General features: G+C 75.5%; 17 protein-coding genes and 1 pseudogene. 10 read left to right on the forward strand and 8 right to left on the reverse strand.

The features are described from left to right. Nucleotides 1-70: 70 nt before the first annotated feature. Nucleotides 71-574, reverse strand: a complete 504-nt coding sequence (locus MCM47_RS37140) for a metallophosphoesterase (RefSeq protein ID WP_238951429.1) — start codon at nt 572-574, stop codon at nt 71-73. A gap of 162 nt (nt 575-736) precedes the next feature. Here MCM47_RS37140 and MCM47_RS37145 point away from each other — a divergent pair, with 162 nt between their 5' ends. The 3 genes from MCM47_RS37145 (at nt 737) to MCM47_RS37155 (ending at nt 1,868) form a co-directional block, all read left to right on the forward strand. Further along, on the forward strand, nt 737-1,162 hold the full coding sequence (locus MCM47_RS37145; RefSeq protein WP_238951430.1) for a hypothetical protein: 426 nt from the start codon (nt 737-739) through the stop codon (nt 1,160-1,162). Nucleotides 1,163-1,242: 80 nt separating this feature from the next. Continuing rightward, nucleotides 1,243-1,497, forward strand: coding sequence for a LapA family protein (locus MCM47_RS37150; protein ID WP_238951431.1), 255 nt, complete (start codon nt 1,243-1,245; stop codon nt 1,495-1,497). A 140-nt stretch (nt 1,498-1,637) separates the two neighbouring features. Further along, a complete protein-coding gene (locus tag MCM47_RS37155) occupies nt 1,638-1,868 on the forward strand; it encodes a hypothetical protein (RefSeq protein WP_238951432.1) in 231 nt (76 codons plus the stop codon). A 46-nt stretch (nt 1,869-1,914) separates the two neighbouring features. On the opposite strand, the gene MCM47_RS37160 is transcribed toward MCM47_RS37155, so the two are convergent. Continuing rightward, nucleotides 1,915-2,568 carry a GPP34 family phosphoprotein gene (locus tag MCM47_RS37160; RefSeq protein WP_238951433.1) on the reverse strand — a complete coding sequence of 218 codons (654 nt, stop codon included), beginning with the start codon at nt 2,566-2,568 and terminating at the stop codon, nt 1,915-1,917. Between the two features lie 270 nt (nt 2,569-2,838). Here MCM47_RS37160 and MCM47_RS37165 point away from each other — a divergent pair, with 270 nt between their 5' ends. The 6 genes from MCM47_RS37165 (at nt 2,839) to MCM47_RS37190 (ending at nt 8,470) form a co-directional block, all read left to right on the forward strand. Then, the gene (locus MCM47_RS37165) at nt 2,839-3,123 is read left to right on the forward strand and encodes a hypothetical protein (protein ID WP_238951434.1); all 285 of its coding nucleotides are present in this window, start codon (nt 2,839-2,841) and stop codon (nt 3,121-3,123) included. A 266-nt stretch (nt 3,124-3,389) separates the two neighbouring features. Then, a complete protein-coding gene (locus MCM47_RS37170) occupies nt 3,390-4,427 on the forward strand; it encodes a DUF4190 domain-containing protein (RefSeq protein WP_238951435.1) in 1,038 nt (345 codons plus the stop codon). A gap of 205 nt (nt 4,428-4,632) precedes the next feature. After that, a complete protein-coding gene (locus tag MCM47_RS37175; protein ID WP_238951436.1) occupies nt 4,633-5,277 on the forward strand; it encodes a GAP family protein in 645 nt (214 codons plus the stop codon). A 298-nt stretch (nt 5,278-5,575) separates the two neighbouring features. Beyond that, nucleotides 5,576-6,676 (forward strand): alanine racemase, encoded by a 1,101-nt coding sequence (locus MCM47_RS37180; protein WP_238951437.1) that lies wholly within the window; start codon nt 5,576-5,578, stop codon nt 6,674-6,676. A gap of 148 nt (nt 6,677-6,824) precedes the next feature. Further along, a complete protein-coding gene (locus tag MCM47_RS37185) occupies nt 6,825-7,646 on the forward strand; it encodes a maleylpyruvate isomerase family mycothiol-dependent enzyme (protein WP_238951438.1) in 822 nt (273 codons plus the stop codon). A 143-nt stretch (nt 7,647-7,789) separates the two neighbouring features. Next, nucleotides 7,790-8,470, forward strand: a complete 681-nt coding sequence (locus MCM47_RS37190) for a lysophospholipid acyltransferase family protein (RefSeq protein ID WP_238951439.1) — start codon at nt 7,790-7,792, stop codon at nt 8,468-8,470. Nucleotides 8,471-8,494: 24 nt separating this feature from the next. Here MCM47_RS37190 and MCM47_RS37195 read toward each other — a convergent pair whose 3' ends face one another. The 5 genes from MCM47_RS37195 to MCM47_RS37210 all read right to left on the reverse strand — a co-directional run bounded on the left by MCM47_RS37195 (nt 8,495) and on the right by MCM47_RS37210 (nt 11,875). Continuing rightward, nucleotides 8,495-9,913: an MFS transporter gene (locus MCM47_RS37195; protein WP_238951440.1), complete on the reverse strand. Its 1,419-nt coding sequence runs from the start codon at nt 9,911-9,913 to the stop codon at nt 8,495-8,497. A 174-nt stretch (nt 9,914-10,087) separates the two neighbouring features. Next, on the reverse strand, nt 10,088-10,312 hold the full coding sequence (infA, locus tag MCM47_RS37200; RefSeq protein ID WP_238951441.1) for a translation initiation factor IF-1: 225 nt from the start codon (nt 10,310-10,312) through the stop codon (nt 10,088-10,090). An 82-nt stretch (nt 10,313-10,394) separates the two neighbouring features. Beyond that, nucleotides 10,395-11,189, reverse strand: a complete 795-nt coding sequence (locus MCM47_RS37205; protein ID WP_238951442.1) for an N-acetyltransferase — start codon at nt 11,187-11,189, stop codon at nt 10,395-10,397. A 55-nt stretch (nt 11,190-11,244) separates the two neighbouring features. Next, a complete protein-coding gene (locus tag MCM47_RS42105; protein ID WP_255753326.1) occupies nt 11,245-11,379 on the reverse strand; it encodes a hypothetical protein in 135 nt (44 codons plus the stop codon). Between the two features lie 52 nt (nt 11,380-11,431). Next, nucleotides 11,432-11,875, reverse strand: coding sequence for a MarR family winged helix-turn-helix transcriptional regulator (locus MCM47_RS37210; RefSeq protein WP_238951443.1), 444 nt, complete (start codon nt 11,873-11,875; stop codon nt 11,432-11,434). Nucleotides 11,876-11,983: 108 nt separating this feature from the next. On the opposite strand from MCM47_RS37210, the gene MCM47_RS37215 reads away from it, so the two are divergent. After that, entirely contained in the window at nt 11,984-12,907 is a 924-nt protein-coding gene (locus MCM47_RS37215; RefSeq protein ID WP_238951444.1) for a zinc-binding dehydrogenase, read from the forward strand. Between the two features lie 48 nt (nt 12,908-12,955). Here MCM47_RS37215 and MCM47_RS37220 read toward each other — a convergent pair. Further along, nucleotides 12,956-13,395: pseudogene (locus MCM47_RS37220) on the reverse strand (hypothetical protein); the annotation flags it as partial.

Here is a 13,395-nt window from a genome sequence, read left to right on the forward strand (position 1 = left end):
CGTGCGCCACCCGTGTGCCACTCGTGCGCCGCCGGAGGGCGGGCGGAGGGCGGGCGGATGCCGAGGCGGGTCAGCGGCGGGGCGGCAGGCGGTGGAGCCGCACGTCGCCGAGGTGCCCGTCGTCCAGGCGGGCGGTCAGGTAGGTGGCGAAGGGCTGGCGGCGCCGGTCGGTCGGCGAGCCCGGGTTGAGCAGGCGCAGGCCGCCCGGGGTGCGGCTGTCCCACGGGATGTGGCTGTGCCCGAAGACGAGGACGTCCGTGTCGGGGAAGCGGGCCTCGCAGCGCTGCTCGCGGGCCCGGGCGGGACCGGTCTCGTGGACGACCGCGAAGCGGACGCCCTGGAGGTCCGCGCGGGCGATCTCGGGCAACCGCTCCCGCAGCGCGGCCCCGTCGTTGTTGCCGTGGACGGCGACCAGGCGCCGGGACCGGGCCTGGAGCAGGTCGAGCGTGGCGGTGTCCACCCAGTCGCCGGCGTGGAACACGACATCGGCGTCGTCGACGGCGTCGAGCAGCGGTGCGGGCAGCGAGCGCGCCCGGGTGGGGACGTGGGTGTCCGAGATCAGCAGAAGTCGCATCGCGGTGGGAAACGACCGGGCCGGCCCGGGGGTAACGACCCCGCCCCGCGGCGGTGCCCGCGAGGCCCCCGGGGCATCGGGCTGTATGCGCGCCCGCGGCGGCACCGCATACTGCAGGCCGGGGATCGGTGATCGTGGGTGTTCGACCGTCAGGAGGGGCCCGTGAAGAGGTCCGGCGCGGGTGGCGCGACGAACTCGGCGTCCTGGGCTGTGCGTTCGGCCTGGGGCGGGCTCGGTCTCGTCCTGCTCGCCTGGACGGTGTTCGAGGCGGCGAAGCACACCGGTCCCACCGTCCCGGCCGCAGTGGTCGGGCCCCTCGTCCCCTTCCTCGCCGGACTCGCGCCGGGTTCCGCAGCGGTTCGGCACGCCCTGCTGCGGGTGTGGGTCCCGCTCGCCGTCATGGTGGTCTGCTCCGCCGTTCCGGGCCCCTCCGACGACACGGCCGCGCCGTTCACCTTCGGGATGGCCTGGCTGACCCACCTCGCGCTCGGGCGCGCGCTGGGCTGCGCGGCCTTCCGCCCGCCCGGGCGAGGGCCGCTCGCGTCGTCCTCCGACGTCCCGCCGGGCGCGGCCTCCGGCGACCGCTAGCGCCGCCCCCGGTCCCTGCCCGGTCCCCGCCCGGGCCCCGGCGAAGGGCGGGCCACGCCCGACGACCGGAGACTGGAGACATGACAGACAAGACCACGTCCGCGGATCGCCACTCCAAGCTCACGATCCGCGGCCGGGACGTCCGGATCCGCACCATCGGGATCGCGGTCCTCGGCATCCTGGCCGTCTGGTTCGTCGCGGTCAACACCGACTCCGTGGAGATCCAGCTCTGGGTCGCGACCGTCACGCTCCCGCTGTGGGCCGTGCTGGCCGTCACGCTCATCGTCGGCGCGGCCATCGGCTGGCTGCTGGCGCGGCGGCGGGCGGCGAGATGACACCCGCCGGCGGATGAAGCCGCGCCGGCCCGCCGGGCCGGCCGCCTGCCGGGCCGCCTGCCCGCCGGCCGCGCCGTCCGGTTGCTCCGTTCGGGTGGTGGAGGGTTGGTCGCCGGAGCCGGGCGGGCAGGGACCGCAGCGTGACGACGTCTCCCTCCGCCGCGCGCCGACCGCGCCGCCGGCCCCGCCCCGCCCCGCCCGCCGGCACCCCGACCGCCGCGGCCACCGCGCCGGGCCACCGGCCGCCGGCCACGCTCCGCCCGGGCGGCGGCTGCTGCCGGACCTGGGCCAGCGAGCACATCTCCCCGGGTGGAAAGGTCGTCCGCACCACCTGGCACGAACCCGCCTGCCGCACCGGGGGCCGGCCGTGACCGCCCCCGCCGGCCCGGGACCCGCCGGACCCGGCCGGGCCGCCGGTCAGCCGCCGCCCATCCCGCCCTGGGCGGCGACCATGGTCAGGTTCAGCCCGGTCACCGCCCGGGCCAGGCCCGGGGCATCGCCGGCGAGCCGGTCGGTGAGCGCGGTGATCCGCCCGGCATGGGCCTTGCGGTCCTGCCGGGAGAGCACCAGCCGCAGGTGCCCGTGCGCGGCCAGCGCCGCGAGCACCGCGTCGGCGTACGGCACCTCGGCCACCGGGACACTGCCGCGGACCAGCTCGGCCACCCGCAGCTGGAGGTCCAGGGCCTCGCGCGGATCGTCCATCGTCACCGCCCGCTGAGGCACGACCGGGCCGTAGGGGTCGCGGTCCGCCATGGTCACCACACCGAGCACCGCGAGCTCCTCCTCGACGGCCTCCAGGGTGTCGTCACGGCTTCGCCTGATCCACGACTTCCAGGTGCGCGGCCGTCCGCCCACCTCGCCGAGCAGTGCGTCCAGGACGCCGTCCCCGGTGCGGGCGGCCGAGACGATCTGCACCCGGCCCGCTCCGTCCTCGGCGACGGCGCCCCGGTGGGCGAGCTCGGCCAGCGCGGCGGCGCGCAGCAGGAAGCCGGCCCGGGTGCGGTCCTGCAGGGACTGGGCGCGGGTGTCGAAGGCCATCAGGTAGGCGGCCAGATGCAGTCCTCGGCTCATGGCACCGACGATACGCAGCGCCTCCCCGCCCGCCATCGGCCCACAGGACGGGCCGCCCTCCACCTCCGGGACCATCCGCCGGGGCCCGCCCGGAACACACCGCGACCCCCCGGCCGGCGGGCCTGCCGCCCCCGGAGGACACGAAGCGCCGGGAAGCCCTCGCCGGCCGCCCGTGACCGACCGTCAGCGGACGCCCCCGGCACGGGGGGAGAATGCTCGGGCTGCACGGCGCGAAGGGAGCAGGGCGTGGGCTGGTACGGGATCCGGTGTGTGTTCGGGACGAGGGCCCGGGACGGAAGGGTCTACGAGGAGCGGATCACGCTCTGGCAGGCCTCGTCGGCCGACGAGGCGATCGCCCTCGCCGAGGCGGAGGCCGGGACGTACGCGGCCGGCAACGGCTCCCACTACCTGGGGCTCGCCCAGTCCTACCGGCTGGATGGCGTCCCGGGCGCGGGTGCCGAGGTCTTCTCGCTGCTGCGGGACAGCCCGTTGGAGCCGGACGCCTACCTCGACGCCTTCTTCGACACCGGCACCGAGCACCAGCAACACCAGTGAGCGCTGCCGGCCCGGAGGCACCTACCGGCGCGGGGCGCTCCGGGGACCGCGGCGTCGGAGGGTCCCGGGCACCTGTATGTTGATCACCCGCCGGCCCTCTCGGGTGCCGTCCCCGGAGGGTGACGTGCGGGCCGGGACCGGCCGGTGACCGCCGCACGGACACCGGGTCGCCGCCGCCGGGGGACCGGGACCGGACCAGACGCCGGCGTCGCGGCTGAACGCCCGCCGCCCACCGCCCACCGCTCAACGTGCTCGAAGGATCCCGCATGACCGTTCCCGCCCCGCCCGACAGCCCGCAGCCCGCCCGGGCACCGGCCGACGCCGACCCGTGGGCACCGCCGGGCCCGGGTCAGGGCCGGATGGCCCGGGACGAGACCCCCGCCGGCTGCGGCACCGCCCCGGGCGCGGCCACCGCCGTGGCCCCGGGCGCCGCCCCAGGCGTGCCGTACTGGCCGCCGTATGCGATACCGGCGCCGCCGCCCCGCAACGGCCTGGGCATCGCAGCCATGGTGCTCGGGATCGTCGGTGCCGTGCTCAGCCTGGCCGTCATCCTGTTCTGGCTGTCCTGGCTGCCCGCACTGCTCGCCGTGATCTTCGGCGCCATCGGTCTGGGCCACGTGCGCAGGGGCGTGGCGACCAACCGGGCGATGGCGCTCACGGGCGTGATCCTCGGTGTCACCGGCCTGCTGGTCTCGGTCGGCGCCGGGGTGTTCGTCGTGGCGCAGGTGCAGGCGGTCAAGGAGGAGCGGCGAGCGGCCGACGAGGAGCGGCGGGCGCGGGAGGCCGCCGAGCACGACCGCATCGAGGCGGCGCTCCAGGCCGCCAGGGAGCGGGCGGCGAAGGAGCGGGAGCGGCTCGAGGCCGAGCGGGAGAAGGCCGCGGCGGACGAGAAGGCCCGGAACCTGACGTTCGGCCAGTCCTACACCTACGGGGACGGGCTGAAGGTCACGATGGCCGAGCCGGAGCCGTACGTCCCGGGCCGGACCACGTCCGAGATCCCCAAGGACGCCACGATCGTCCAGGTGAGGATCACCGTCGTCAACACCGGTTCGACGCAGGTCTCGCTCTACGGCTCGGGCCTGCCCCTCGTCAAGGACGCCAAGGGCAACCTCGTCTTCACGCTGATCGACGGAAGCGGGCGGATGAAGCTCCTCCCCGACTCCCTCGCTCCCGGCGCGGAGGCCACCGACCTGTCCGCGTACGCCGTGCCGACCGCTGCGGGCGACCGCTTCTCCGTCCAGTTCGTCTACGGGTCCGGGCAGCAGCGCAAGGCCGTCACCTGGTCCGGCCCGGCCGGCGGCTGACCCGGGCGGCCCCCACCTGCGGAGACGGCCCGGGGGCGTTGGCGCAACCCCTCGGCGTGGCCTGCTTGACCTGCCGGGACGGGGGCCGCAGAGTCGGAACCGCGGCGCGCGGGCGCCGGCACCTCGTGTGCCGGCCGGGCACGCCCGCCCGCAACGCCCGTCCCGGAGGCGCCGGGCGGCCCCGACCCCCGGGAGCGGCTAGCCGATGGTCCTCGACCTGGTCGTCATCGGGACGGCCATCACCCTCGGGCCGCTGCACAACAGCGCCTTCATCCTGCTGCTGTCCTCGCGGCGCGGCGTCCGCAACGGCCTGGCCTTCCTGCTGTCCTGGCTGGCGAACCTGGTCGCGGTGATCGCTTGCGTGATGCTGCTGACCGGCGGGAGCCCGCCCGTCCACCACAGCACACCCTCCACCGCCGCGGTCGCCGCCAAGCTGGCGATCGGCGTCGGCCTGGTGCTGTACGGCGAGTACCGGCGCCGGCGGCCGCCGCGCCCGCCCCGGCCGCCGAGCTGGACGGGCCGCGTCGACAACGCCTCGCTCCCCACCGCCGCCGGCCTCGCCTGGCTGCTCCAGCCGTGGGCCCTGGTCGGCGCCGGTGCCGCCGCGGTCGTCGACGCCGACCTCTCCACCCTCTCCGACTGGCTCGCCCTGACCGGCTACTGCCTGCTGGCCACCCTCAGCCTCCTGGCCATGGAGCTCTACACGGTCTGGTCGCCGGACGTCGCGCAGGCCCGGCTGAACGCCCTGCGGACCTGGATCTCCCAGCACACGGACCAGCTGGTCATCACCCTCTCCCTGCTGGCCGGACTGGCGTTGACCGCGGTGAGCATCTACCAGCTCGTCACCTGAGGACGCCCGGTGGCGGTTCACGCCCCGTGACCGGTGGCGGCGCGGACGCTCCCCGGACGGTCACGTCCGGCGGCCGCCGGCAGGCGCGGGCGATGCCCCGGCCACGCCCCGCGGGCCGGGGCGCCCGCCGGCGGCCACGCCTCGTCGTCCGCCTTGATCCGCTCGCCACCGGTGCGGGAGAGCGGACCGGACCCCCACCGGCCCCACCGCCCGACGCGGTCGCCCCGCACGAACGGCTCGAACCTATCCTCGTGGCACGAGAACCCGTCCGGCGCGACGCGAGCTGAAGAGGACACCGATGAGCACAATCCCGGCCGAGATCGACACCCCCGACATCATGGTCGAACTGGACGTCCTCGAACGGAACATCGAGCGCATGGCCGCAGCACTCCAGGCCAAGGGCCTGCGGCTGCGCCCCCACGCCAAGACCCACAAGATGCCGGAGGTCGCCGCCCGCCAGCTCGCCGCGGGGGCCGTCGGGCTGACGGTCGCGACCATCGGCGAGGCCGAGGTCTTCGCCGACCACGGCGCCACCGACCTCTTCATCGCCTACCCGCTGTGGATCGGACCCCGGCAGGCGCAGCGGCTGCAGAAGCTCGCCACCCGGGCGAGGATCGCCATCGGAACGGACTCCGCCGAAGCCGCCGAGACGGCCGGGCGCCACCTCGGGGCCGCGGCCGGCGACATCGAGGTCATGGTGGAGATCGACAGCGGCCACCACCGCAGCGGCGTCCGCCCCGAACAGGCCGTGACGGTGGCCCGCGCGGCAGCCCGCGCCGGCCTGCGCGTCGCCGGAGTGTTCACCTTCCCCGGCCACGGTTACGCACCGGGCATGCCCGCCACGGCGGCCGAGCAGGAGCAGCAGACCCTCGCGCAGGCCGCCGAACTGCTCGCCGCCGCAGGCTTCGAGGTCACCCGGGTGAGCGGCGGATCCACCCCGACCGCGGAACTGACCGGCACCTCCGCCGCCACCGAGGTACGCCCGGGCGTCTACGTGTTCGGCGACGCCCAGCAGCTCGAACTCGGCCGCTGCACCATGGCGGACATCGCGCTGACGGTCGCGGCGACCGTCGTCAGCCGGCACGAGGGGGACGACACCGCACCACGGCGGCTCGTCCTGGACGCGGGCAGCAAGATCCTCGGCGGCGACCGGGCCGCCTGGGCGACCGGCTTCGGCCGGCTCAAGGACCACCCCGAAGCCCGCATCACGGCACTGTCCGAACACCACGCCACCGTCACCTGGCCCGACGACAGCGACCTGCCCGCCCTCGGGGAACGGCTGCGCGTCGTCCCCAACCACGTGTGCGTCGCGGTCAACCTCGTCGACGACGTCGCCGTGGTCGACGGCGGCGAGCTGGTGGCCCGCTGGCAGGTGGCCGCCCGCGGCAGGAACTCCTGACCCCGCGAACCCACGGCCCCCACGCGACCGGCGCCGCCACCGCGCGGCGGCGCCGGCACCGCGCGGCGGGACCGGCCGCTCTGCCCGCCGCAAGGCGTGACTGCACCACCCTGGACAGCCGTGCGGGAGTCGGCCACTCTTCTCCGTCATGACGCTCCCGCTCCCTCAGCACGGCCGCCCCGGGGCCGCCCGCACCGCGCTCCTCGAGGCCGTCACCGCGGTCGGCGACGAGGCCGTCGCCCTGCTCGCCGGCTGCCGCGGCGACACCCCGATACCCGGCGCCGAGTGGACGGTCGCCGAGGCCGCCGCCCACCTGGCGATGGCCAACGAGCTGATGGCCGACCTGGCCGCCGGCGAGGAACGCCCCTACGGGGACGGCACCCCCGCCTCCCTGGCCGCGGCGAACGCCGCCTCGCTGGCCGCACGGCCGCAGCGGGACCCGGCCGTCCTCGCCGAGGAGATCGCCCGGCAGGCCGGACGGTTCACGGCGGCAGCCGGCCCGCGCACCGGCACCGAACCGGTCCGCACCCCGCTCGGCCCGATGGACCTCGACACCCTCGGCGCCTACCTGCTGACCCACATGCTCGGCCACCTCTACGACATCGCCGTCGCCCTGCGCCGGCCGCACCCGATCGACCGCCACCGCGTCGCCCTGACCATGCCGTTCCTGCGCACCGCCATGCCCCGGGTGACCGACCCCCGCACCGCGGCCGGCCACAACGCCTGCTACCGCCTGCGGATACGCGGCCTGGGCGGATTCGCGGTGACCTTCACCGACGGCACCGCCGTGGTCGGCACCGAACCGCCGCGGCGCCCGGACTGCACGATCCTCACCGAACCGGTGGCGTTCCTCCTCATCGCCCTGGGCCGCTACACCGCCGTCGACGCCCTCACCCGCGGCAAGGTCCTCGCCTGGGGCCGCCGGCCGTGGCTGGCCCCCGCCTTCCCCGGCCTGTTCACCGCTCCCTGAGTACCCGGCAGGGCCAGCGCGCCGAGGCCGGAGCCGACCCGTACCCAGAGCGGACTGAGTACCACGACTCAGGCGCTGGCACCGGCACTTCGCGAGGATGGCACCACCACCTCGCCGAAGGCTCCACGAAGGAACGAACACCCATGCTCAGCCGGATCGCCAGCGCCCTGGTGCCCGCCCTCGGCCGCCTGTCCGTCACCTCCGAGACCGCGGGCCCGGTCGCCCCGGGCAGCATCGTCGCGGCCAACCACAGCTCGCTCGCCGACCCGGCCGTCGTCCTGGCCGCACTCCACCGCCTGGGCACCGAACCGGTGGTGATGGCGACCGCCGGACTCTGGCGGACACCCGTCCTCGGCAGCATCCTGCGGGCCGGCGGCCACATCCCCGTCCACCGCGGCACGGCCCGCGCCGCCACCGCCCTCGACGCCGCCGCGACGGCACTCGCGGCCGGCCGCGTCGTCCTCATCTACGGCGAGGGCGGCCTGCCCGAGCGCCGCGACTCCCGCGACACCCAGCCCGCCGCCTTCCGCACCGGCCTGGCCCGCCTCGCCGCGGCCGGCGGCGCCCCCGTGGTCCCGCTCGGCCAGTGCGGCGCCCGCCGCCTGGCCTCGGGCAGCGCCGCCAAACAGCTCGCCGGACTCGCCACCGCCCCGCTGCGCCGCCCCGCCCTGCACGTCCACCTCGGCACCCCGTTCCACCTGGACGGCGACGTCGCCGAGGCGACGGCCGCCGCCCACCGCGCCGTCACCGCGGCCTGGCGCACCGCTGAACAGCGCCTGCACGGCCCCGACACCCGCCGCGCCGGCGCCGCGCGTCCGGCCTGACGAGGGCCCGCACGAGGCCGTCCCTCAGCTCCCGGCGCTCCCCGGCCGCTGCCGCGCCGGGACGCAGACGGCCGCCAGGGCCGCGGCCAGCAGATACGCGGTGGCCCCGATCGCCATGCTGGTGCGCAGGCCGGTGCCGTAGTTCGCGGCCCTGGCGAGCAGGGTGCCGCCGAGGGCCACCGCGGTGGCGCTGCCGACCTGGCGGGCGGTGTTGAACAGGGCGGACGCCGTTCCCGCGTAGCCGCCCGGAACGGCGCTCATCACAGTGGTGGTGGAACCGGTCAGGGCGAACGAGGTGCCGAACCCGGCGGCCATCATCGGGGCGATCAGCAGCGGGTACGCGGGGTCGGGCCCGGCGGCGGCCCACCCGGCCAGGCCGAGGGCCGCCAGGAGCATGCCGCCGATCACCAGGGGACGGTCGCCGGTGTGCCGGGCCAGCCGTCCGGACAGGGCCGAGGCGAACATGGTCATCGCCACCGCGGGGAACAGGGCCGCCCCGGTGGCCAGGGCGCTGTCACCGCGCTGGTGCTGGAAGTACAGGCTGGCCGTGAACACCATGCCGTAGAAGGCGAAGTTGAACAGCAGCCCGATGACGGCGCCGCCGCTCAGCGCGCGCGAGCGCAGCAGGCGCAGGGGGAGAACGGGTCTGCGGGTCAGGTGTTCGCGCAGTGCGAAGGCCGCCGCGGCCGCCACCGTCAGGCCCGCGCCGGCGAGCACGGCCGGATCCGTCCAGCCGCGCCGGCCGGCCTCGTTGAGCGTGGCGGTCAGCAGGGCCACGGCGGCCACCACGGCGCCCTGCGCCGGCCAGTCCAGGGCCCGGTCCCGGTGCCGGGGGGAGGCGGCCACCCAGCGCAGCGTGAGCACCAGGCAGACCGCGCCCACGGGCAGGTTGACGAGGAACACCCAGCGCCAGCCCGCGGTCGAGACCAGCAGCCCGCCGAGCAGCGGGCCGGCGGAGGCCGCGATCCCGGCCATGGCGCCCCACAGGCCGAACGCCCGCGAACGGGCGTCCGGCGCGGGGTAGGCCTGCTGGAGCAGGGCCAGGGAGCCGGGCACGATCAGCGCCGCGCCGACTCCCTCCACCAGGCGGGCGGCGACCAGGAACGCGGTGCTCTGCGCGGCCGCGCACGCCGCCGACGCCGCGGTGAACACGGCCACGCCCCAGCAGAAGACCCGCCGGTTGCCCAGCCGGTCGCCCAGGGCGCCGCCGGTCAGCAGCAGGCCGGCGAAGGCCAGGGTGTAGCCGTCGGTGATCCACTGGATGCCCGTCAGCGACGCCCCCAGGTCACGACCCACCGCCGGCACGGCGACGTTGATGATCGTGACGTCCAGGATCACCATGAAGTACCCGGAGCACACCGCCAGCAGCGGCGCGCGGGAGCGCCAACCGGCCCCCGGCGCCGCCGGCGCCGTACCCGTGCGGGCCCGTCCCGTGTCCGCCATGTCCCGGCCTCTCGCGCCCGTACGGTCCGGATGTGCCGCTCCCACGAAACACCACGATCCGGACCTCCGGTGCTCGTGACGTCCGTGTCGGGCTCGCCGGGGAACCGGACGGGCCGTCGGACACCGCGGGGCGCCGGAGCCGGGACGCGGGCGCCGGGCGCCCGCGTCACGCCGCTATGACCGGTACCGGTAGCGGATCCGGCCGCGGCTGAGGTCGTAGGGGCTGAGCTCGACGAGGACCCGGTCGTACGGAAGGATCTTGATGTAGTTCTTGCGGATCTTCCCGCTGATGTGGGCCAGGACGGTGTGTCCGTTCTGGAGCTCCACCCGGAAGGTGGCATTGCGCAGGCATTCGAGGACGGTGCCCTCGACTTCGATGCCACCTGCTGTTTTCGTCATGTCGTCTCACTTCTCCGTCGGGTGACGGTGCGGGGGATGGGGATGGTCAGTGGGGAACGCTTTTGGGGTGCGCGGCGCGGCGTCAGCGGCGGACGAGCTCCAGGACGGCGCCCGCGCGCCGGGCGCCGATGCCGTCGAACAGGGCGGTGGCCGCCGTGTTGGTCTCGTCGACCTCGGCCCATGCCGACGCCTTCCCGCAATGGTGCAGCGAGCCCAGCGCGTGGGCCAGCAGGGCGCGGGCGATGCCCCGGTGCTGCCGGTCGGCCCGGACGGCGATCAGTCCGATCCGCGGCTGCCGCAGCGGCGCCATCCGGATCAAGCCCACGTACCCGTCGGACTCCCGCGCCACCACGTACTGCGACCGGTCGGCCGGGGTGTACCACGCCGACCTGGGCAGGATTTCGGCCGGCATCGTCCGCCAGCCCGCACCGGCCTCGACCTCCTCGCGGACGACGCGGTCCAGGGCCCGTAGCGGAGCCTCCTCCACCGCGTCGGCGGAGACGACGGTCACACCCGTGGGAGGACGCACCGGTCCGAGCCCGGTGACCTCGGGATCGGTGGGCACCAGGTAGCCCCACTCGCGGCGTCCGACCGTGAAGCCGGCCCGCTGCCAGGCCGTGGTCGACTCCTCGTCCGCCTCGTCGACCACCGCGTACAGCGGCGCCGGCAGGTCGGCGACCAGCGCAGCGGCGATGCGGTCGAAGACCGGGCCGTGCCACGCGTCGACGCTCACGAACAGCCGCCCGTCGGGCCGGTGCGAGGCGTCGCCGCGGCCGACCACCCGGTCGTCCTCCACGGCGTGCCACTGCGTGTCCGAGATCCGGACCACGGCGACCGACCGGTCGCCGGTTCGCTCGTTCGATTGCACAGAATTCATCGGTGTTGCCTTTCAGGAGAGCCTCGTTCCAGGCGCTCCCGGCGACACCTCTATGTCAGTCGCCCGCCGTGACGACAAGGGGGAGCACCCACCCGCATACAGCCTTCATGGGTCTCACCTCCTCGCGTTCCTTCACGGCTTCACGGACGCTACCAGCCTTGCCGCCGGTGTCCAACCCCATTTCGGTCATGGTCTTCTCCCCGGCGAGGACACCGTCGACGCACCGTCACTTGCACACGGGCCTATGCCTGGTGCAGCCGGGTCAGCAGGGCGATCAGCTGCCTGCGTTCGGTGGCGTCGAGAGGTGAGAGCAGGTCCTCGTTGGCCTGTTCGGCCAGCTCCGCGCACCGTCGCAGGGTGCGGACGCCCTGGGGCGTCACCGTCACGGCGTTCTTGCGGCGGTCGCGCGGGTCGGGTGCGCGGACCGCCAGGCCGGCGCTCTCCAGGTGGTTGAGGAGGCCGACCAGGTCCTTGGCGTCGATCGACAGCCGGCGCACCAGGTCGGCCTGGGCGACCGGCCCGTACTCGCAGACCGCCGCGAGTACGGCGAGGTGCGGCAGCTTCAGCCCCTCCTCGGCGATCGCCGCGGCGACCAGGCTCCGGCCGCGCGCGGCCACCCGGCCGGCCAGCCAGCTCGGCAGGGACTGGATGTGTTCCAGGGCTCGGAAGGGCTCGGGGGGCGTCATGGGGCGAGCCTACCGGTAATCGTTGGACATCCCCATGAATCCTTCGTAGGCTGCGGGCAAGTCGTTGGGAATCCCAATGATCCTGTTCCGTGCTTCGGAGGTGTGCCCATGCGTCGTGTCCGCTATGAGGTCAACGGCGGTCCCGAGGTCCTCTTCGTCGAGGACGTTCCTGCTCCCGTCCCGGGCCCGGGGGAGGTTCTCGTGCACACCGAGGCGATCGGCGTCTCGCTGCCCACCGTCCGGAAGGTGCGCGAGGGCAGCGAGGCCGGCGCGCTCGGCGGCGAGGTCGCGGGCACGGTCGCCGCCGTCGGCGAGGGCGTCAGCGGATTCGCGCCGGGTGACCGCGTCACCGGCATCTGCTTCGCCCACTCGTACGCCGAACTGGCGCTGGTGCACCAGGCGTTCGCCTCGCGGGTGCCCGAGCGGGCGAGTGCCGTCGACGCCGTCGCCCTGGTCCGCAGCGGCCTGGTGGCGCGCGGCGCCTACGAGGCGGGCCGCCCCGCTGCGGGGGAGTCCGTGCTGGTGACCGCGGCGGCCAGCGCGGTCGGCACCCTCGCCCTGCAGTACGCGAAGGCCGGTGGCGCCTCCCGCGTGGTCGCGGCCGTCGGCAGCCCGGACAAGGCGGAGTTCGTCCGCGCGCTGGGCGCCGACGAGGTCGTGCTCTACGGGGACGAGGGCTGGGGCGAGCCGGTCGACGTCGTCCTCGACGGCGTCGGGGGCGACCTCCTCGGGCCCGCCGTGCGGGCCCTGGCCCCCGGCGGCCGGCTGGTCGCCTTCAGCTCCGGCGGCGGCACGGTCGACGCCTTCGAGCTGCTGGTCCGCGGTGCCTCGGTCGTCGGCTTCCAGATGGCCGCCATCGCCAGGAACGAGCCCGAGCTGTACGCGCGTTGGCTGGGCGAGCTGTGGGAGCTCCACCGCACGGGTGTGCTCCGCACCCGCGTCCACGCCCGGATCCCGCTGGCGGAGGCCGCCCGCGCGCACGCCCTCGTCGAGTCCCGCCGCAACCTCGGCAAGGTCGTCCTCGTCCCCTGACACCCGGCAGCCCCCCGAGGGGCCGGGCGAGGGGGCCGTGGCGGGTCGTCAGAGGCTGGGGACGGCGTCCTTCGGGACGGTGTGCCAGTTGGTGACGATCGGCTTGTCGACCGGAGTCCTGCCGACCGGGATGCCGGCCGGGTTCGGGTCGGTGTTGCCGATGGCCACGATGACGTCGGTGAACTCGACGGCCTGGTTGCCCTTGGTGGTCTTCGCCATGACACCTGCGTAGGCGACCTTGGCGCCGCTCAGGGGGATCGGGGTGCCGGCGGCCTGCTCGGCGTTGGTGGCCTCGATGCCGCCCGAACCGAACGCGACGGTGGGGTGGGCCGCGGGGAGCGTGCAGGAGACGCCCGGCTTGGCCATGGCGGTGATCAGGATGTAGCCGCCGGCCTGGGACTCGGTCTTCGCGCTGAGGACCAGATCGCCGGCGCCGCAGGTCTGCCCGTTGCCGCCCTTGCCGGACGCGGCGCCGGAGGCGGCGGGGG

It is taken from the genome of Kitasatospora sp. A2-31 (genome assembly GCF_022288725.1).
In the GTDB taxonomy this organism is placed as follows: Bacteria; Actinomycetota; Actinomycetes; order Streptomycetales; family Streptomycetaceae; genus Kitasatospora.

What these genes read in the sequence shown, in the direction of transcription:
- MCM47_RS37140 (WP_238951429.1), bottom strand. Translation starts at nt 574, where the DNA reads ATGCGACTTCTGCTGATCTCGGACACCCACGTCCCCACCCGGGCGCGC.
- MCM47_RS37150 (WP_238951431.1), top strand. Translation starts at nt 1,243, where the DNA reads ATGACAGACAAGACCACGTCCGCGGATCGCCACTCCAAGCTCACGATC.
- MCM47_RS37160 (WP_238951433.1), bottom strand. Translation starts at nt 2,568, where the DNA reads ATGAGCCGAGGACTGCATCTGGCCGCCTACCTGATGGCCTTCGACACC.
- MCM47_RS37170 (WP_238951435.1), top strand. Translation starts at nt 3,390, where the DNA reads ATGACCGTTCCCGCCCCGCCCGACAGCCCGCAGCCCGCCCGGGCACCG.
- MCM47_RS37175 (WP_238951436.1), top strand. Translation starts at nt 4,633, where the DNA reads ATGGTCCTCGACCTGGTCGTCATCGGGACGGCCATCACCCTCGGGCCG.
- MCM47_RS37180 (WP_238951437.1), top strand. Translation starts at nt 5,576, where the DNA reads ATGAGCACAATCCCGGCCGAGATCGACACCCCCGACATCATGGTCGAA.
- MCM47_RS37185 (WP_238951438.1), top strand. Translation starts at nt 6,825, where the DNA reads ATGACGCTCCCGCTCCCTCAGCACGGCCGCCCCGGGGCCGCCCGCACC.
- MCM47_RS37190 (WP_238951439.1), top strand. Translation starts at nt 7,790, where the DNA reads ATGCTCAGCCGGATCGCCAGCGCCCTGGTGCCCGCCCTCGGCCGCCTG.
- MCM47_RS37195 (WP_238951440.1), bottom strand. Translation starts at nt 9,913, where the DNA reads ATGGCGGACACGGGACGGGCCCGCACGGGTACGGCGCCGGCGGCGCCG.
- infA (WP_238951441.1), bottom strand. Translation starts at nt 10,312, where the DNA reads ATGACGAAAACAGCAGGTGGCATCGAAGTCGAGGGCACCGTCCTCGAA.
- MCM47_RS37205 (WP_238951442.1), bottom strand. Translation starts at nt 11,189, where the DNA reads ATGAATTCTGTGCAATCGAACGAGCGAACCGGCGACCGGTCGGTCGCC.
- MCM47_RS42105 (WP_255753326.1), bottom strand. Translation starts at nt 11,379, where the DNA reads ATGACCGAAATGGGGTTGGACACCGGCGGCAAGGCTGGTAGCGTCCGT.
- MCM47_RS37210 (WP_238951443.1), bottom strand. Translation starts at nt 11,875, where the DNA reads ATGACGCCCCCCGAGCCCTTCCGAGCCCTGGAACACATCCAGTCCCTG.
- MCM47_RS37215 (WP_238951444.1), top strand. Translation starts at nt 11,984, where the DNA reads ATGCGTCGTGTCCGCTATGAGGTCAACGGCGGTCCCGAGGTCCTCTTC.